The sequence below is a fragment of the Gordonia aurantiaca genome (assembly GCF_039939235.1).
Classification (GTDB): Bacteria; Actinomycetota; Actinomycetes; order Mycobacteriales; family Mycobacteriaceae; genus Gordonia.
Genome location: NZ_JBDUUF010000004.1, coordinates 318,595 through 336,807, shown reverse-complemented (window position 1 = coordinate 336,807; position 18,213 = coordinate 318,595). Strand labels below are relative to the sequence as shown.

The 18,213-nt window shown below is 68.1% G+C and carries 18 protein-coding genes; 8 read left to right on the top strand and 10 right to left on the bottom strand.

The features are described 5' to 3' along the window. Positions 1–217: 217 nt before the first annotated feature. From ABFT43_RS11030 to ABFT43_RS11020, 3 genes are all read right to left on the bottom strand, one after another. Positions 218–1,804: a sodium:solute symporter family protein gene (locus tag ABFT43_RS11030; RefSeq protein WP_347960393.1), complete on the bottom strand. Its 1,587-nt coding sequence runs from the start codon at positions 1,802–1,804 to the stop codon at positions 218–220. Then, entirely contained in the window at positions 1,804–2,049 is a 246-nt protein-coding gene (locus ABFT43_RS11025; RefSeq protein WP_347960392.1) for a hypothetical protein, read from the bottom strand. Before ABFT43_RS11025 ends, ABFT43_RS11030 begins: the two co-directional genes overlap by 1 nt. A 207-nt stretch (positions 2,050–2,256) precedes the next feature. Next, entirely contained in the window at positions 2,257–3,102 is an 846-nt protein-coding gene (locus ABFT43_RS11020; RefSeq protein ID WP_347960391.1) for a GntR family transcriptional regulator, read from the bottom strand. Positions 3,103–3,287: 185 nt separating this feature from the next. On the opposite strand from ABFT43_RS11020, the gene ABFT43_RS11015 reads away from it, so the two are divergent. The 5 genes from ABFT43_RS11015 (at position 3,288) to ABFT43_RS10995 (ending at position 8,685) form a co-directional block, all read left to right on the top strand. Beyond that, on the top strand, positions 3,288–4,721 hold the full coding sequence (locus ABFT43_RS11015; RefSeq protein ID WP_347960390.1) for an amidase family protein: 1,434 nt from the start codon (positions 3,288–3,290) through the stop codon (positions 4,719–4,721). After that, on the top strand, positions 4,721–5,641 hold the full coding sequence (locus ABFT43_RS11010; RefSeq protein ID WP_347960389.1) for a phosphotransferase: 921 nt from the start codon (positions 4,721–4,723) through the stop codon (positions 5,639–5,641). The genes ABFT43_RS11015 and ABFT43_RS11010 overlap by 1 nt, the downstream gene beginning before the upstream one ends. Continuing rightward, a complete protein-coding gene (locus tag ABFT43_RS11005) occupies positions 5,638–6,609 on the top strand; it encodes a choline/ethanolamine kinase family protein (protein WP_347960388.1) in 972 nt (323 codons plus the stop codon). Before ABFT43_RS11010 ends, ABFT43_RS11005 begins: the two co-directional genes overlap by 4 nt. 79 nt (positions 6,610–6,688) lie before the next feature. Beyond that, positions 6,689–8,044 (top strand): aspartate aminotransferase family protein, encoded by a 1,356-nt coding sequence (locus ABFT43_RS11000; RefSeq protein WP_347960387.1) that lies wholly within the window; start codon positions 6,689–6,691, stop codon positions 8,042–8,044. Beyond that, positions 8,041–8,685 (top strand): HAD family hydrolase, encoded by a 645-nt coding sequence (locus tag ABFT43_RS10995; protein ID WP_347960386.1) that lies wholly within the window; start codon positions 8,041–8,043, stop codon positions 8,683–8,685. Before ABFT43_RS11000 ends, ABFT43_RS10995 begins: the two co-directional genes overlap by 4 nt. Positions 8,686–8,707: 22 nt before the next feature. On the opposite strand, the gene ABFT43_RS10990 is transcribed toward ABFT43_RS10995, so the two are convergent. The 3 genes from ABFT43_RS10990 to ABFT43_RS10980 all read right to left on the bottom strand — a co-directional run bounded on the left by ABFT43_RS10990 (position 8,708) and on the right by ABFT43_RS10980 (position 10,825). Beyond that, a complete protein-coding gene (locus tag ABFT43_RS10990) occupies positions 8,708–9,208 on the bottom strand; it encodes a pirin family protein (RefSeq protein WP_347960385.1) in 501 nt (166 codons plus the stop codon). A gap of 67 nt (positions 9,209–9,275) precedes the next feature. Next, positions 9,276–9,854: a MarR family winged helix-turn-helix transcriptional regulator gene (locus ABFT43_RS10985; RefSeq protein WP_347960384.1), complete on the bottom strand. Its 579-nt coding sequence runs from the start codon at positions 9,852–9,854 to the stop codon at positions 9,276–9,278. Further along, positions 9,854–10,825: a pirin family protein gene (locus ABFT43_RS10980; protein ID WP_347960383.1), complete on the bottom strand. Its 972-nt coding sequence runs from the start codon at positions 10,823–10,825 to the stop codon at positions 9,854–9,856. Before ABFT43_RS10980 ends, ABFT43_RS10985 begins: the two co-directional genes overlap by 1 nt. 168 nt (positions 10,826–10,993) lie before the next feature. Here ABFT43_RS10980 and ABFT43_RS10975 point away from each other — a divergent pair, with 168 nt between their 5' ends. Together ABFT43_RS10975 and ABFT43_RS10970 are read left to right on the top strand one after the other, a co-directional pair. Further along, a complete protein-coding gene (locus ABFT43_RS10975; protein WP_347960382.1) occupies positions 10,994–11,383 on the top strand; it encodes a hypothetical protein in 390 nt (129 codons plus the stop codon). Positions 11,384–11,477: 94 nt separating this feature from the next. Beyond that, the gene (locus ABFT43_RS10970) at positions 11,478–12,308 is read left to right on the top strand and encodes an alpha/beta hydrolase (protein WP_347960381.1); all 831 of its coding nucleotides are present in this window, start codon (positions 11,478–11,480) and stop codon (positions 12,306–12,308) included. Positions 12,309–12,414: 106 nt separating this feature from the next. Here ABFT43_RS10970 and ABFT43_RS10965 read toward each other — a convergent pair whose 3' ends face one another. Genes ABFT43_RS10965 through ABFT43_RS10955 form a run of 3 tightly spaced genes read right to left on the bottom strand, consistent with a single transcriptional unit; the run spans position 12,415 to position 15,251 of the window. Then, positions 12,415–12,855 (bottom strand): hypothetical protein, encoded by a 441-nt coding sequence (locus ABFT43_RS10965; RefSeq protein ID WP_347960380.1) that lies wholly within the window; start codon positions 12,853–12,855, stop codon positions 12,415–12,417. Between the two features lie 36 nt (positions 12,856–12,891). Further along, a complete protein-coding gene (locus tag ABFT43_RS10960) occupies positions 12,892–14,373 on the bottom strand; it encodes an alpha/beta hydrolase (RefSeq protein WP_347960379.1) in 1,482 nt (493 codons plus the stop codon). Continuing rightward, entirely contained in the window at positions 14,310–15,251 is a 942-nt protein-coding gene (locus tag ABFT43_RS10955; protein WP_347960378.1) for an alpha/beta fold hydrolase, read from the bottom strand. The genes ABFT43_RS10960 and ABFT43_RS10955 overlap by 64 nt, the downstream gene beginning before the upstream one ends. Before the next feature lie 140 nt (positions 15,252–15,391). On the opposite strand from ABFT43_RS10955, the gene ABFT43_RS10950 reads away from it, so the two are divergent. Continuing rightward, positions 15,392–16,627, top strand: a complete 1,236-nt coding sequence (locus tag ABFT43_RS10950) for a benzoate/H(+) symporter BenE family transporter (protein WP_347960377.1) — start codon at positions 15,392–15,394, stop codon at positions 16,625–16,627. A gap of 100 nt (positions 16,628–16,727) precedes the next feature. Here ABFT43_RS10950 and ABFT43_RS10945 read toward each other — a convergent pair whose 3' ends face one another. After that, positions 16,728–18,152: an aldehyde dehydrogenase family protein gene (locus tag ABFT43_RS10945; RefSeq protein ID WP_347960376.1), complete on the bottom strand. Its 1,425-nt coding sequence runs from the start codon at positions 18,150–18,152 to the stop codon at positions 16,728–16,730. Positions 18,153–18,213: the final 61 nt, after the last annotated feature.

Sequence of the window (18,213 nt, the reverse complement as noted above, 5' to 3'; positions counted from 1 at the left end):
ACTCTTCTCCTGGAATGGGTGGAAGGGGGATGAGAATGGTTCGGCGTGGGTTGTTCTCGGCGCGAATCAACTGTCCGTCCGAACCATTACTGGTCACCAATACCGTCGTAACGCCGAGGTTACGAATCAAATGGCGTGTGACACAACGAAAGTGGGCACGACCGTGGAGGTCGTGCCCACTTTCGTGCCGAGTAGGGGATGAGGAGGTCGGTGTCTCCTACTCCGCGGGAGCGTGAGCAGATGCGGTGCTCACCCCGTCGCCGGTGGCGACGACCTCGATGTCGTCGGTCCGGCCGGCCTTCAGTGCGGCGAGGGCGGATTCGCCCTTCGCGGCCGCAAACATCTCCTCGACGTGTGCGCGGTCCTCAGCGGAGTGGCCGGTGACCGCCGAGACGATCAGGAACACCGCCAGGTTCACTGCGAGGCCGACGATGCCCGAGGTCAGGCTGCCCAGGGCGCGGATGTCGTCGTTGTAGACACCGGTCAGGGCCGCCGCGATGACGAAGCCGCTCACCATGCCCCAGATCGCGCCGTACTTGTTGCCGCCCTTCCAGAAGATGCCGAGGAACAGCGGGACGGACAGCTGGATGATGCCCTGGTAGGAGATCTGGGCCAGCAGCTGGAGACGGTCGAAGTTGAATGTCGCGAAGGCGATCACGCCGGCGAGGAGCATGTAGACCACCATGCTCGCCTTGGCGATCACGGTCAGCTGATGGTCCGACAGCGGACGGCGCACCAGGGTCGCGACGATGTCGTTCGACACCTGCAGGCCGGCCACCTGGACACTGGCGTCGGTGTGGCCCATCTGCGCGGCGAAAACGATCACCACCGCGAGGCCCAGCATCCACGTGCCACCCCACTGGTCGAGCAGGGTGAACCAGGCACCCTGCGGATTCTCCATGACCGCGGGGATGTTGACGGCCGCGAGGCCCACCAGCATCAGGATGGTGTAGAAGGTCGCCGAGATGAGAATGGTTGCGAGAGTGCCCTTCTTGACGGTGCGGACGCTCGACGCGGTGTAGATGCGCTGGAAGCTGGTGGGCCAGCTCAGCGAACCGATCACGCCGGTGAAGACGAGCGCGAAGATGTACCACGGGCCGTAGGAGTCACCGCCGCCGGGCAGGACGAGGAACTTGTCGCCGATCGCCTGCAGATCACCCCAGCTGATCGGGCTGCCCATGGCGCCGGTCAGCATGATGACGCCGACGATGCCGGCCACGATGTAGGCGACGAAACCCTGGAACATGTCGGTCATGATCAGGCCGCGCATGCCCATCTGAACCGTCCAGAACTGACGGATGAGGATGACCGCGAGACCCACGCACAGGGACGCGATGACCGACCACGCGCCGTCGCTGGCGATCTCGAACAGGGTGCCGAGGGCCTGCATGCCCAGGACTACCCAGGGGAACAGCGAGATCACGCCGATGATGCTGGCGATGACGCGGACCGCGTCGGACCGGTAGCGGACGCGCAACAGGTCGGGCTGGGTGCGCAGGTCGTAGACCTTGCCCCAGCGCCAAGCGCGGGTCGCCATCAGGTACATGAAGGCGACGCCGAGGGTCGAGTACGCCAGGGCGTACATGCCGAACACGCCGGCGCCGGCGGCGAGACCGAAGAACGCGATGAAGGTCGAGCCGGGCCACCACGAGTTCACGTAGGACATCGCGACGAACCAGGTGCCGTACGACCGGCCGCCGACCGAGTACTCCTCGAAGGTCGGATCCGATTTCTGCTTGGTGGCGTAGAGGATTCCCACCACGATCGCGTAGAACGCGAGCAGCATGCCGAGCATGATCGCCATCAGTCGTCACCCTCTCCACGAATGTTTTCCACGATGTACAGCGCGCTCAGGGCGACCCCGACGAGTGCGGCATTGACGATCCAGTACATGACGGACCACGGGATGCCGAGGATCACCGGACCCCGGGCGCCGCTGGCGCTGAGATAGAGCGGCGGGAACAGCGCCATCAACAGAGCGAATCCGTAGATGATGCCGAATGTGGTGTTGATTACCTTGCGATCCAGGCTCTTTATGAACTGAGTCAAGGATTCGGCTCCTTTCCTGAAGATCAATCGCCCCGGCGGCAGACGCGGGTCGGGCGCGGCGATGGGTTGGCGGAGTGACTCGATGCACCAAAAGGCTTCGGTCCGAACGTGATACGAGCTAGATCGTCTACGTACCCGTTTCGGTGTGTGCAGCCAAAGCATGCGAGTGGACCATTACTGGTCACGTTTCGGGTCGTAACGGACCTGTTACGCGTCGGACGAGGTGCTGCGGGTGGCGTCGTGGGCCATTTCCAGACGGTGCTGCAACCGGTGCGCACCTGGCTCCTGACCATTGCCGGGATGGGCCGGCACGTGCAGGACCGTGCGGTCCGCGCGGAAATAGTCGACCGACATCTCCACCGGGCCGCCGGATTGGTCATAGGTGTTGCGGGTGACCTTCAGCAGGGGTGTACCCACGTCGACGGCGAGCGCGGCGGCGACCCGCGGGGACGCGCAGACCACGCGGATCTGCTCGTCGGCGGTGGTGGGGCGCACGCCGTAGGTCTCGACGAGCAGTTCGTAGAGGGAGCCGATGAGGGAGCGTTCGAGCAGCTGCGGGAAACGGTTGGCCGAGACGCGGAACGACTCGAGTGACAGCGAGTCCCCGTCGGCGAAACGGATCCGGACGATGGCGGCGATCAGGTCGTCGGGCCCGATGCCGAAGTGTTCGCGCTCCTCCTCGGTGGGGTGCTCGTAGGATGCCGACACCAGTCGGGTACCCGACTCGAAGCCCTGCGACCGCAGCATCTGCGGTACACCGACGACGGTGCCGAGCGGACGTTCGACGCGCCGGCCCTCGGCCGGGTCCACCTCGTCGGCGAACGTGGTGTCGGGTCGCGACTCCGCGGCGGTGAGGTAGGCGCCACCGGTACGGCCGCGTTTGCGATAGACGACGCCGTTGTCCTCCAGGTCGGCGAGCGCGCGACGCACCGACGACCTGGACACGTTCAGTCGCTCCGCGAGTTCACGTTCAGCGGGCAGCTTCGTGAACCCGCGGCGCGCCAGGTCGTCGGCGAGGCGGGAAATGGTGGCAAAGGTCTCTTCGTATGTCACTGCTCACCGTGCTCTTTTGGCTTGCGGAATGGTCTTCGACGCCGTGTGCACGGCGTGCTCGTGAGCAGCGCGAACGGCGTGTGTTCTCAAGAGTTGCACCAAATCTCGGGCCATGCGAACCCAGGAAATGCAGAATTTACATTTGGGCCAGGGACCAGAAATGGTTCACGTGGAACCTTTCGGTCATGCCTCAGCAGACGCAGGTTCCCGTTCTGGGAACGACAATCGAGCAGCTCCGCAGCGGCTTCGCCGACGGGAGTACCACACCCTCCGACGTGCTGGAACTGACCATCGCGCACATGGAATCGGTCCAGCCGGCGATCAATGCGATCGCCGCCACCGACCTCGACGCGGCACGCGAGGCCGCGGCCGCGGCGACCCGACGGTGGGCGGAGGGTGCGGCCCTCGGACCGTTGGACGGCGTCCCCGTCACGGTGAAGGACAGTGTGAACGCGGTCGGCCTGCCCTGGCGGCACGGCACCAAACCGAATGACGGTCTGCCCAACGCGGAGGTCGACGCACCGCCGTCGGCCCGCCTGCGCGAGGCCGGTGCCGTGATCGTGGGCAAGACCACGATGCCCGACTTCGGCATGCTCGCCTCCGGTGTCTCCTCGCTCTACGGGATCGTGCGAAACCCGTGGGACCTGTCGGTCACGCCGGGTGGGTCGAGCTCGGGTGCCGGGGCCTCGCTCGCCGCCGGCCTCACCTGGGGCGCCATCGGCACCGACATCGCCGGTTCGGTCCGTCTGCCCGCCGCCCATTGCGGCATCGTCGCGATCAAGCCCACCCAGGGTCGTGTCCCGCACCTCGCACCGAGCACCGTGCGCAGCGCGGGCCCGATGGGGCGGACGGTCGCCGACGTCATCGAGCTGTACCGCGTCGTCGGGCGCTTCGACGCCCGGGACACCCTGGCACTGGCCGACGAAACCGACTGCGGCGAACCGATTCGCCCGCTCGACGACGTCAAGGGACTGCGCGTCGGCGTCCTCTCGGAGATGGGATACGGATTCCCCGCCGACGAGGCGACCCTGCGCACCCTCCGCGCGGCCGCCGACGTACTGGCCGACGCCGGGGCCGAGATCGTCGAACTGCCCACACCGTTCGGTCCCGACGCCTATGACGCCCTCGACCTGTTGTACGTGGTGCGCGCCCGCGCCGAACTCGAGTCGCACGGCGACCGCGGTGGCGACGTGCTCGAAGGTCTCGTCCGCTGGATCGAGGCCGCCGGACCGCTGAGCGCCACCGACTACGAACGGGCCCTGGGTCGCGTGACCGCCGACCAGATGGGCTTCGCGGCGCTGCAGCGCGACGTCGACGTCGTGCTGTCGCCGGTGCTCCCGTCGGCGGCGTTCCCGGCCGAGCACCTGGGCATGAACCAGGATCGTCCGCTCGAGCACTGCAGCTTCACCGCCTGGTTCAACCAGAGCGGACAGCCCGCGGTGTCGATGCCGTTCGGGGAGGACGGCGGGCACCCGGTGGCGATCCAGCTCGCCGGGCCGCGGTTCTCCGACCGCCGGGTGCTCGCGCTGGCCGCCTGGCTCGAAGCCCGTCGCGGCACGGAGCAGGACTGGCCGCTGGAACCACGGACGACCCCGGCGAACGTATGGAAGGAGGCGTGATGACGGCAGCCCTCGAACTCTCCGGAGGGCGGGTCCTGTCCGACCGGTCGGACGGGACCCCCACCATGGCCAGCCCCAGCTGGTGGGGCGCGGACACCGTGAGGTTGCGCGGTCGGCTCGACGACGTGGCGGTCCACGTGCGTCGCTACACCGATGCCGCGAAGAAGTACGTGGACGTTCCGGCCGCGGTTGCCGCGACAGAGGCCGCCGGCGCGGCGGGGATCGGTCCCGCGGTCGTGGCGTCGGACGTCGACAACGGTGAGATCGTCCTCGCGGACCTGACCGACACACACCGGACGGCGACCCTCGCCGACGCGAACTCCGCCGACTTCGTGTCGGCCTACTTCGCGATCCGTTCGCGGGTCGCCGAACTGGCCCCGGCAACGGTGCGGGAGGCGACCGTCTTCGACGACATCCGTGAACTCGCGCATCGCCTCCAGGAGGCGGGGGCGACCATTCCCGCCGAGCTGACCTATTTCCGGCGGATTCTCGACGACGCCGAGAAGCGGATCGCCGCAGTCGGTGTCGACCGGGAGTTCCGGCATGGCGACGGAAACCTGTCGAATGTGATGGCCGCTCGCGCCGACGGCTCGCTCCTCCTGCTGGACTGGGATCTCGCCGCGGTGATGGATCCCTTCCAGGACCTCGGTGTCGCACTCGTCGAGCTCGCCGAGGACGAGACCCATGCCCGCGAACTGTTCGAGATCGCGCACGGCTGCTGTGACGAGGCCCTGCTGGCGCGCAGCCTGTTCTACGGATATGCCGACCATGTGCGCCAGGGCCTCCTGGGAATCCTGGTCGACGCACTGGACCCGGGCTCCTACGAGTACTCGAAGTTCGGCGACTGGCAGCTCCTGCGCGCACGACTGGCCCTGTCGGGCACACGTTCCGGTGAACTGTTGAGGAGGATCGACCGATGACGACACTGTCCGACGAACAGAACGCGGTCGGCGTGCTGCGTGGCGGTGCGCGCACCGCGCCCGAACGTGCGGTCGAGGCCGCCCTCGACGCCGTCGCCGACTGGTCCGGCCGTGCGATCCGCTACCAGCCGGTGCACGGCGGCCTGCAGAACGAGAACTGGCGGCTCGACGTCGACGGGGAGGAGTCCCCGTACTTCCTGAAGATCCCGGGTGCGGGATCGGAGGCCTTCATCGATCGCGGCAACTCGCACTTCGCCGCCGAGCAGGCAAGCGCCCTCGGGATCAGCCCGAGGATCGTGCACTTCGACCCGTCCACGGGCATCGAGATCATCGAGTTCCTCGAGGACTACCGCGCCTGTACCAACGGCGACATGAAGCGTCCGGAGATCGCGAGCGAGATCATCGGGTTGTACCGGGTCTTCAACAGCATCGAGAAGCTGCCGTCGACCAAGACGGTCTTCGACATGATCGACGAACACCACAGCCAGGGGATGGAGATCGGGGTCCGGTTGCCTCGGTTCTGGCCGCAGCTGGAGGTCGAATACCACACCGCGCGGGACGCGTTGCTGGCCGGCGGAATCGACCTGGTGCCATGTCACAACGACCCGATGCCCGGCAACTTCCTCATCGCCGAGGGCAAGCCGATGCGTCTGGTCGACTTCGAGTTCTCGTCGAACAACGAACGGGCCTTCGAACTCGCCGTGATGACCACCGAGTTCTTCTACGATGACGTCCGCACCGCCGAGTGCGTCGAACAGTTCTATGGTTCGTACACGCCGGAACTCTTTGCGCGCGTTCAGGTCTGCGGCTTTCTCGCCGACATCAAGTGGGGTCTGTGGGCCGTCGTCTACGCCCAGCTCAACGACGGGTGGGACTACGACTACCACAAGTACGGGGTGTGGAAACTCCGTCGGGCACTCTCCCGTACCTCCGATCAGCGCTGGGGCGCCTGGATCGGCAGCATCTGACGCCTCTCGTCGTCTCACCGAGCAGCGCCGCTCCCGTCCAGGGATCGGCGACGGCTCTCAACCTCAGAAAGGCCGACCATTGGGCACTTCCTCGATCCTGGACGGAAACCGGTTCGACACCGGCCGGCTCGATGCACTGGATTCCGCGTCCCGTGCGCTCGTCGAGCGGAGAATGAACACCCTCGGAACCAGTTACCGGCTGTTCTACCGGAATCCGGTCCAGGTGGTCCGGGGCCTCGGCACCCGGCTGTACGACGCCGACGGCCGTGAGTACCTGGACGCATACAACAACGTCGCGAGCGTCGGCCACTGCAATCCGGCTGTCGTGGAGGCGGTGACCAAGCAGCTCAACACGCTCGCCACCCATTCCCGATACCTGCAGGACGGCATCGTCGAGTACTCCGAACGGCTCCTGCAGACCTTCCCGGATCCGCTGAACCGCGTGATGTACACCAACTCCGGGTCGGAGTCGAACGATCTCGCCCTGCGCGTCGCCCGGCACCACACCGGGGGCACCGGCATCGTCGTGACCACAGAGGCCTACCACGGCACCACCGCGTCGTGCGCCGAGGTGTCGCCTTCCGACGGAGGAGGGGATCCACCCTCCCACGTCATCGCCGTCGAGCCACCGAATTCGTATCGGCACGAGGATGATTCGTCGGTGGCCGAGGCATTCGCCGCGCGCATCACCCAGGCGTTCGAGACCCTGCGCGAACGCGGCCACAAGCCGGCGGCGCTGCTCGTCGACAGCATCTTCTCCTCGGACGGCGTGTTCCCGGTCGACGGTGCCCTGCAGGCCGCCTTCGCCGCGGCGCGCGCGGCCGGCGCGCTGGTGATCGCCGACGAGGTCCAGCCCGGTTTCGCCCGGGTGGGAACCCCGTTCTGGGGTTTCGCCCGTGACCATGCGCTGCCCGATCTGGTCACCCTCGGCAAGCCGATGGGCAACGGTGTCCCGGTCGCGGGTATGGTCGCCAACACCGAGATCCTCGAGGCGTTCGGGCGGGATGTCCCGTACTTCAACACCTTCGGCGGATCGAGTGTGCCGGTCGCGGCGGCCGCCGCGGTCCTGGACGAGATCTGCGGGCGTCGCCTGTTCGAGAACGCGGAGACCATCGGCGGAATCGTGCGGGCGGGTATGACCGAGCTGGCCGCGGAGTTCCCGGAGATCGGTGACATCCGCAGCGCCGGACTGTATTTCGGGGTTGAGCTGGTGAACGATCCGGAGACGAGGGAGCCGGCCACCGAGTTCGCCGCCGACCTCGTCAACGCCTGCCGCGACGGGGGACTGCTCCTGTCGGTGTGCGGCCCCACCAGTAGCACCCTGAAGATCCGGCCGATGCTCACCTACACCCGCGAGGACGCAGAGCTGCTCGTCGAGCGGCTCGGGGCCGCGCTGAAGGTCGCTCGGCAGCAGGCGAAGGCGACCGTCGGATGAGGCGGAGACCCGCGGCCGTCCTGTGGGACATGGACGGAACGATCCTGGACACCGAGGAGTATTACAACGATTCGGCGCGTGGCATCCTGGTCGCACACGACGTCCCGTGGACCGAGGAGATCGGTCTGGCCCTGAACGGCTGCAGCCTTCCCGACATGGCTCGGGTGCTGATCGACGCGGGCGCAGGGCTGACGGTCGACGAGATCGAGCGCCGGTTCATCCTCGACGTGGCGTCCCGGCTCCGGGTCGCGATGCCGTGGAAGCCGGGCGCCGAATCGCTGCTCCGTGAGTTGAGGACACTGGGCATCCCGACCGCACTGGTGACCATGTCACCCCGGGTCCTCGCCGAAATGGTCGTGGACGCGATTCCGTTCGAGGCGTTCGACATCGTGGTGACCGCCGATGACGTGGAACGGGCCAAGCCCGCCCCGGATGCCTACGAACTGGCCGCGGCGAAGCTGGGCGTCGACATCCGCGAGTGCATCGCCGTCGAGGACTCGCCCCCCGGGATCGCGGCCGCCGTGGCGTCGGGGGCGCGGGTGGTCGGGGTGCCGCTGGAACATCTTGAACTCGAGCAATCCGGGTTCACCCGGTGGGACGGCCTCGACGGCCGCACCGTCGAACACATGATGGCCGTCTGACACCGCAGTCCAGGTCGCGCGCTCACCGCACGCCGGCGTGCATCTCCCAGAACAGGATCTCGGCTCCGCCCGGGCCGGCCAGGGGGATCGCGCCGGCGTCGGTCGTCCGGACGGCGTCGCCGGTCGAGAGCGTGACGGTACGACCGCCGTGGTCGATGGTCACCTCGCCCCGCGCGACGTAGAGGTGGCCGAACGGGGCGTCGGGAAGCAGGACCGGCCTGCCCGGCACCATTCGCGCGACATGCAATGCGGCGGCGGAACTGTGGATCGAGACCGGTGCGGCGCCGGCGTGTTCGGGACGTCCCGAGGCCACGACGACGAGGTCACCGGCTGCGAGCGCCGCGGTGACGTCGGCCTCGTCGTAGCCGGGTTCGAGGTCGGTCTCGTCCGGGGCGACCCACATCTGGACCACGCGCAGGTCGGTTCCGTCGAGCCGGCCGGTGGCGGGGAACGACTGCCACGACTCGAGCCACTCGCTTCGCCAGTGGTCGCGCTCGGCGGCGCGGATGACGGTGACCGACATCGGTTCAGCTCTCCTTCCGTCCGGCTGCCTTCGTCTCAGCTGTCTTTCGTCCCGGCTGTCTTTCATCTCAGCTGCTTCTTGTCTCGGCTGCCTGCGCGTCGCGCTCGGCGAGGTGCGCGGCAAGTTTGGCCATCACGGCCCGCAGGTCACGGCCGTCGGCGGGGGTGAGGGCCGAGAAGAACAGGTCGTCGACGCACCTGGCGTGATCGGCAGCAGCCGACCGGAAGACGGCGCGGCCCTCGTCGGTGAGGACGGCGTAACTGCCGCGACGGTCCTCGGTCGCGCGTTCCCGACACAGCCACCCGCGTCGGCACATCCCGTCGACCTGGTATGACAGCCGGGACGTCGAGAAGATCATGCGCGCGGCCAGATCCCGCATGCGCAACCGGCCGTCGGGGCTCTCGTGCAGGATCAGCAGCACGCTGTAGTCGGCCAGTGTCATACCGGCCTTCGCACGCAGGTCGTCGTCGAGTTCGGTCTGCAGCCGCGCGGCGGTCTCGATGAAGACGCGCCACGCGGCCTGCAGGTCGGTGTCGGTGGCAGACAGAGGTAGGTCCGACCGGGGTAGGGCCGATCGGGGTAGGGCCGATCGCGGTGGAACCGACTGCGGTGGGACCGACGGTGCCGGGTGGGGCCGTTCGGACATCAGCGGGCGGTGTGCGGCATCAGTGCGTCCGGCGGGACGACGCCCAGGCGTCCGGCCTGGAAGTCCTCGATCGCCTCGATCAGTTGCCGGCGAGTGTTCATCACGAACGGACCGTACTGTGCGACGGGCTCACGGATGGGCTTGCCTCCCAGCAGCAGGACCTCGAGTGCGGGGCGGTTGCCGTCCTGCGAGTCCTCGGCGGCGACGGTGATCCGATCGCCCTTGCCCAGCACCACCAGCGTGCCCTGCTCGACGGGACGGCCCTCGGCGCCGACGCGTCCACGACCCGACAGCACGTAGACCAACGCGTTGAAGTCCTGACGCCACGGCACGGACACCGCGGCGCCGGGCTGCACGGTGGCGTGCGCCAGCGTGATCGGCGTGTGCGTCGAGCCCGGGCCTCGATGGCCCTCGATCTCACCGGCGATGATCCGGATGAGCGAACCGGCGTCGGGGGAGGTCACCAGGCCCACCTGGCCACCCTCGAGATTCTGGTAGTTGGGCGGCAGGAACTTGTCCCTGGCGGGCAGGTTGACCCACAGCTGGATGCCGTGGAAGAGGCCGCCGGACTCCACGAGCTCGGCGGGCGGGGTCTCGATGTGCAGGATGCCCGCACCCGCGGTCATCCACTGCGTCGCGCCGTCCTGGATCAGGCCGCCGCCACCGGCGGAATCCTGGTGGGCGAAGCGGCCCTCGATCATGTAGGTCACGGTCTCGAAGCCGCGGTGCGGGTGCCACGAGGTTCCGCGGGGCTCGCCGGGTTCATAGTCGACCTCGCCCATCTGGTCCATGTGGACGAACGGGTCGAGATCGGCCTTCGGCACTCCGGCGAACGCGCGCACGACCGGGAAGCCCTCGCCCTCGTAGCCGCGCGGGCCGCGGGTGACGGACTTGACCGGGCGTTCGACGGCGTCGACACCGGGGGCGGACAGGCGCGACAAGGTCAGCGTGTCGGCGGTGACGGCAGGCATGATGACTCCTTCGGTCGGTACCCGCTCGGGCGGTGACCGCTCCGGGCGGAAATCACTCAAATTTGAGCAATTCTGTCCCGCTCAACCGACGCGCACGCAGATCTATTCCGGGGTGTGCGCCTGGCGCGTTCGGGCTCCCCGGGCTGTGATCTGGGTGATAATCCGGGCATGGCCGATAGGGGCGACACCACGTCATCGAAGCCGCCGGAACGTCAGCGCATCAAGAAGCTGGCGCAGGCCGCGCTCAACGCCGACGTAACGGTCGAACAGCTCGAGGGAATCCTCACCGACATGGGGGAGACGCTCGAGGGCCTGGGCCCGACCATGACCAAGATGGACGCGACGATCGAGAAGCTCGACGCGACACTGGTGCGGATGTCGGGCACCCTCGACCAGGTCGATGCGACCGTGGACCGCATGTCCGATGTCGTCGCGCGTCTGGAACGGGTCGTGGCCCGGGTCGAGGTGCTCGTCGGAATCGGTGAGGCGGCGCTGCGGCCGCTCGGCGCGATCGAGTCCGCCGGCAGGTCGGTCGCCGCGCGGCTGGGGCTGCGGTGACGAGGGTTTCGGCCGACGAGGGTTTCACGCTGACGAGCCCGTTGGGCTGAAGAGGATTTCGGCACAGGGTTGCCGATCGACGGAAGAACAGGGAATGCCACCGGAAGAACACAGTTTTCGCGGTCCGCACGGACACACCATCGTCTACGACGTCCACCGGCCCGAGGATCGGCCTCAGGGAGTCGTGGTGATCGCGCACGGGCTCGCCGAGCACGGTCGGCGCTACGGCCACGTGGCGCAACGACTCGTCGACGCCGGTTACCTGGTCGCCATCCCCGATCACGTCGGGCACGGCCGGTCGGGCGGAAAACGGTTGCAGGTGCACCGGTTCGGCGAGTTCACCGACGACCTCGACACGGTCATCTCGCACGTCGGCGACGACGGGCTGCCGACCTTCCTGATCGGACACAGCATGGGTGGCTGCATCGCCCTCGACTACGCGCTCGACCATCAGGACAAGCTCGACGGCCTCATCCTGTCGGGCGCCGCGGTACTGCCCGGCAACGACCTCCCGCCCGTGGCGGTGAAGCTGGCGCCGATCATCGGCAGGATCGCGCCGTGGCTGCCGACGACCGCGTTGAGTTCGTCCAGCATCTCCCGCGATCCCGCCGTCGTCGCGGCCTACGACGCCGATCCGCTCGTCACGCGGGGCAAGATCCCCGCCGGGTTGGGCGGGGCGATGATCTCGACGATGCAGTCCTTCCCGGAACGCCTGCCCTCGCTGCACTTGCCGTTGCTGGTGATGCACGGCGGCGCCGACGCGCTGACCGACCCGAAGGGCAGCGAGCTCGTCGACGAGCTCGCGGGCTCGGAGGACAAGACCCTCGTCATCTACGACGACCTGTACCACGAGATCTTCAACGAACCGGAGCAGGACGTGGTGCTCGAGGAGGTCGTGAGCTGGCTGGAGCAACACGCGGGGTGACCCGAACGCCGCCAAGATCGCGGGTTCGGCGAAGACCTGCCCACTCTCTGGCATGCGATTCGTCGCCAACCCGCGATTTTGCGGGTACTCGGGTGCCGGTGGTGGTTCACGCCAGGCGGGCGACGACTCCCGCGAGGAGGACGAGTACGCCCCCGATCTCGCCGATGATGAGCGCGATCATGAACGCGTACGTGCCCGGCGTCGGATCGAGGAACTGGTTGTCGGTGTCGCGCAGCGCGCCGTGTACGCAATAGGACACGATCGCGGCGACGAAGAACACGATCGGCACCGTCGCGGCGACGACGTTCACCCGGGTCGGGAACGCGCTGAGCTCGACCAGGGCCGCGAGGACCAGCGTCGCGAACGAATACATCAGCGCCGCGCGGTGCGCGATGTCGACATACACATGGGCGCTGCGATCGGGCGAGGTCCGGATGCCGTGGTATTTCCACACACCGAGCGCCAGGGCCCACGCCAGGATGACGCCGGCGACGAGGACGAACGCGATGGTGTCGGTGCCGACGAGATCGGCCGTCTCGGAGCTCATGTCCAGCACCCTAGCGGGGTGCCGGCCGTCGCCGGGCTAGCGTGTTCTGGACTGCTGCGGAGTCGTGATCGTCGTGGTGGCCGGCGACGACGCGTCGGCCGGTCCGTTTTCTGCCGGCGCCACCTGCGGGATCGTGGTGTCGGTTGTGGACGAGGCAGGCCCGGCCGGGTTCTCCCGCGCCGGTGCGGATTCGGGCACCGAGCTGTCCGGCAGGGAACCCTCGGTTGCCGAGCGCTCGGTTGCCGAGCGCTCCGTTGCCGAACCCTCGGATTCAGAGCTCTCCGACGACGTGGCCGAATCAGAACTCGATGCGTCGCTCGACTCGAGTGCGGCGAGGACCGAGGCATCCAGCGCGGGGGAGGCCGCGGCCGCCTTCTCGGCGGCGAGCACGACCTTCTCCCCGGCCTCAGGGTCGGGGCTACCCGAGGCGTCGACGACGGTCGTCTTGTCGGTCACCGGCGGGTTGTTGCGCAACGCCTCGAGGACGTGCGGCTTGCCATCGTTCAGGGCGCGGCCCCAGTTCTCCCAGGTGTGTCCGCCGTAGTTGGGCAGCGAGATCACCGACGCGCCGGACTGCTTGGCCTGCAGCTGCATCAGCACCGTCGACACCGCGGACAGGATCTCCAGCGCGATCGCCGAGATCTGGTCCTGCTGCGACAGTTTCGCCATCTCGGTGTTGGTCGGGAAGCCGTTGCCGGACGAGATGATCAGGACCTGGCCGTTCTCGGCGAGCCGGCCGACGTTCTTCGACGGGTCGTTGTCGGTCCAGCGCGTGCCGCCGGGTGAGCCCCACATGTTGACGATGCCGTTGGCGTAGTTGGACACCAGCGTCTGTGTCGCGAAGATGCCGAGGGCGCCGAGCGGGTTGTCGGTCTGGTAGTAGCCCGACATCGCCTGCACGACCTTGAACTGGTCGGGGTGGCGTTCGGCCAGGGTGACCGCGGGACCACCGGACATCGACAGACCGACGACCGCGTTGTTGTCGCGGGCCACCCCGAACTGTTCCTCGAGATAGGCCGGTAGCTCGGAGGTCAGGAACGTCTCCTGCTTGATGACGGCGTTCTCCGCGCCGGCCCCGCCGTCCCAGTCGGTGTAGAACGACGATGCACCACCCACCGGCATGACCAGGGTGACGTCGGTGGAGGTGTCGTAGACGCGGGCGGCGTGGACATCGGTGGTCCAGGCGGAGCGGGTCTCGCCGGCGCGCATGCCGTCGAGCAGGTAGATCGAGCTGTCGCTGCCGTTCGACGCGCGGATCTGGACGATGACGTCCTTCTGCTGTGACTCCGACCAGACCTTGCAGTTCTGGACGTAGTACTTCGAGGAATCCCACTCGCACCCGGGACGGAGGATCTCGGGGTGCCCGCGCAGGGCCTGCGCCGTGTTCGACGAGTTGAGCAGCATGCCCGCGCCGAAGAGTCCGAGCGTGAGGACCGTGACCACCGAGATCCCGGTCAACAGTCGCTGCCGGGGCGAGAGGCGGGGTGGTGTGTCTGCGCTTCCGGCGGCGTGCGACATGAGGCTCCTGACATTCGCGGCGGCCGCGACGGGAAACGGCGCCGATGTCGGTGATGTCGTCCGGGGGACCGACGAACGTTACCCGGATGCGGTCTTCGCCGCGCGGAGGACGACCTCGGCGGTCTCCCGGGGCGTTCCCACCAGAACATGTGGCCGACGCCCGGACACCGTGCCAGCGTCGCACCCGGGATGGCCGCGGCCAGCTTCTCGCCCTCGGCGACCCCGATCACCTCGTCCGCGTCGCCGTGGACGACGGTTGTCGGCGTCGAGATGGAGGCGAGACGGTCGCGGGTGTCGTGCCCCGCGCACGCGAGCGCCTGATACGCGACCACCGCCGACGGCACCTTGCGTCGCGTCGACCACGTGGTGAAGCGTTCGAATTCGCCCGGACGGGAACAGAATTCGGGAGAGAGATTGACCTCGAAGGCGGTGCGTGCGACCCGGGCGGGGTCGCGACCGGCGATCGCTTCCACAAGGCGTCGGGCGCCCGGTGCGTCGACCGCGCCCGGACCGCCCGCGGTGGTGCAGCCGAGGACCACGCTGCGTACGCGAGCCGGCGCCGACAGGACCAGCTCCTGCGCGACCATGCCGCCCATCGACGTCCCCAGGACGTGTGCGGTGTCCCAGCCGAGCCCGTCGAGAACACCGCGTGCGTCGTCGGCCAGGTCGGCGATGGTGAACTCACCCGCGGCGCGGCTGCTCCCGCCGATGCCGCGATGATCGTAGGTCGCCACCGCGAAGTGCGGGGTGAGGGCGTCGAGGAGCTCGTCGCCCCACATCTCGCGGTGCGCCGACATCCCTGCGATGAGGAGCAGCGGCTCACCGTCGCCGTACACCTCCACGTCGAGGGTGGCGCCGGAATCGGTCGGGATCAGCATGAAGGTGGATCGTACCCAGGGTGCCTGCGGCGCGTGGGCGTCGTGCGATAAACACCGGCGATCAATCGCGGGAACATGTGTCCTTGTTCTCGCCGGATGCGTAACTAGCCTCGGCCAGGACACCAGACGCGAGGAGACGAATGTACGCAACCGGCTTCGAACGGCCGACCGGTACCCGGCCGAGCCCATCGTCGATGCTGCGTGACGCGCGTGGGACCTACCTGGCGAACGGACTGATCGGGCTGATCTTCGCCGCGTCGGGACCGGTTGCGGTGATCCTCGCAGCGGGTGCGGCGGGCGATCTCACCACCGCGCAGCTGACCTCGTGGATCTTCGGGGTCTTCGTGCTCAACGGGATCCTGACGGTGGTCGCCGGCTGGATGTACCAGATGCCGTTGGGATTCGCGTGGACGATCCCGGGCACGGTGCTCGTCGGTTCGGCGTTGACGCACCTGAGGTGGGCCGAGGTCGTCGGGGCGTTCTTCCTGACCGGTGCGCTGATCGTCGTGGTGGGTATGACCGGCCTTGTGCGACAGGCGATGTCGGCGATACCGATGCCGATCGTGATGGGCATGGTCGCCGGTGTCTTCCTGCAGTTCGGTCTCGACATCGTGGCTGCGGTCGGGGCCGACCCGCGGGTCGCGGTCCCCATCGTCGTCGCCTTCTTCGCGCTGCACTGCCATCACACGGTCAGCAGGCGGGTGCCGCCGATCATCGGCGCGTTCGTGGTGGGTGTGATCGCGGTGGTCACGACCGGCTCCTTCCGCCTCGACGCCCCGGCATCGTCGATCGTGGCGGTGCCGGTGTTCACGGTCCCCGAGTTCACCGTTCGCGCGGCGTTGGAGCTGGTGGTACCGCTGGCCGTGACCGTGATCGTCGTGCAGAACGGACAGGGGGTCGCGGTGTTGCGCGGCGCGGGACACCATCCGCCGGTCAACGTAATCACCGTGGCGAGCGGGGTGTGGTCGGCACTCGCGGCGTCCGTCGGAGCCATCTCGTCGTGCCTGACCGGTCCCACCAACGCGCTGCTGGTCGCCGGCGGACGCCGCGACCGTCAGTACATCGCGGCGTTGACCTTCGGTGTCCTCGCGATCGCGGTCGGCGTGTTCGCCCCGGTGTTCGTAGTGCTCATGCAGGCGATGCCGTCGGCCTTCATCGCGACGGTCGGCGGTCTGGCTCTGCTCGGTGCGCTGCAGGGAGCGTTCCGCGGAGCATTCGGCTCACGGTTCACGATGGGCGCGCTGGTCACCTTCCTGGTCTCCGTGTCGGACCTGACGGTGTTGAACATCGGGTCGGCGTTCTGGGGACTTCTCGCCGGGATCGCGGTGTCGTGGCTGGTCGAGCGCGGCGACTTCGGCGCTCAGGACCAGACCTGAGCGCAGCGGACCCCGGCCGCATCAGCGTGAGCCCGAGGCGACGAACCGGCGGGCACCTCCACGGTGGATGTGCCCGCCGGTCCAGACAACAGGGGCGACATCAGGCGCCGTAGCCGAGCAGCGACTTGACCTCGAGGTACTCGTCGAAGGCGTAGTCGCTCCATTCGCGGCCGTTGCCGCTCTTCTTGTAGCCGCCGAACGGTGCGACCGGGTCGACGGTGGCGCCGTTGAGGCCGATCGAGCCGGCGCGGATCCGCGAACCGATGCGGCGGACCTCGTCGATGTCCTTGCCGGAGACGTAGCCGGCGAGTCCGTACTCGGTGTCGTTGGCGATCTTGATCGCCTCGTCGATCGAGTCGTACCCGATGACGACGAGCACCGGGCCGAACACCTCGGTGCGGGCGATCTCCATGTCGTTGGTGACATTGGTGAAGACCGTCGGCTTGACGTAGTAGCCGGTCTCGAGGCCCTCCGGGCGGCCGGGGCCGCCGATGACCGGGGTCGCGCCGTCGGCGATGGCGCGCTCGATCAGGCCCTGGATCTTGTCGAACTGCGCCTCGGAGACCACCGGGCCGAGCTGGACGCTGGTGGTCGGGTCGCCGACGGTGAGGTTCGGCTCGACCGACTTGGCGATCTCGGCCACCTCGTCGAGGCGCGAGGACGGCACCAGCATGCGGCTCGGGGCGTTGCAGGACTGTCCCGAGTTCATCATCATCGCGGCGATGCCGCCGGCGACGTTCTTCGCGAAGTCCTCGTCGTCGAGGATGATGTTCGGGCTCTTGCCGCCGAGTTCCTGTGCGACGCGCTTGACCGTCGGCGCGGCGGTCTTGGCGACCTCGATGCCGGCGCGGGTCGAGCCGGTGAACGAGACCATGTCGATGTCGGGATGGGCGGCCAGCGCGGCGCCGACGCCCGGCCCGTCACCGTTGACCAGGTTGAACACGCCCGCGGGAACGCCTGCGGCGTCGAAGATCTCGGCGACGATGGCCGCAGAGAACGGTGCGAGCTCACTCGGCTTGAGGACCATGGTGCAGCCGGTCGCCAGGGCGGGAGCCACCTTGCACATGACCTGGTTGAGCGGCCAGTTCCACGGGGTGATGAAGCCGCAGACGCCGATCGGCTCCTTGACGATGCGGTGTCCGTTGCGGTCCTCGCTGAAGGAGAAGCCGGGCAGCTGGGCGGCGGCGGTCATCAGGTGGCCGAGCCCGATGGGTACCTGGGCGGCGTTGGCGAGGCCGACGGGCGAGCCCATCTCCTCGGTGACCGCGGCGGCGAGATCGCCCATGCGGTTCTGGTACTCGGCGATGACCCGGTTGAGGACATCGAGTCGCTCCTCGACGGTGGTCCGGCCCCAGGTCTCGAAGGCGCGGCGGGCGGCGTCCACGGCGGCATCGACGTCGGCCGCGCTGCCGATCGCGACCTGGCCGGCGGCCTTCTCCGTCGCCGGGTTGATCACGTCGATGAGGTCGAGCTCGACGGGATCCACCCACTGGCCGTCGATGTAGAACTTGGTGATGTCCGGCATGGAAGCCTCCGTTGTCGCACTGGTCCGTTGTCGCACTGGGATGTGAGGACAATTGTTGTCG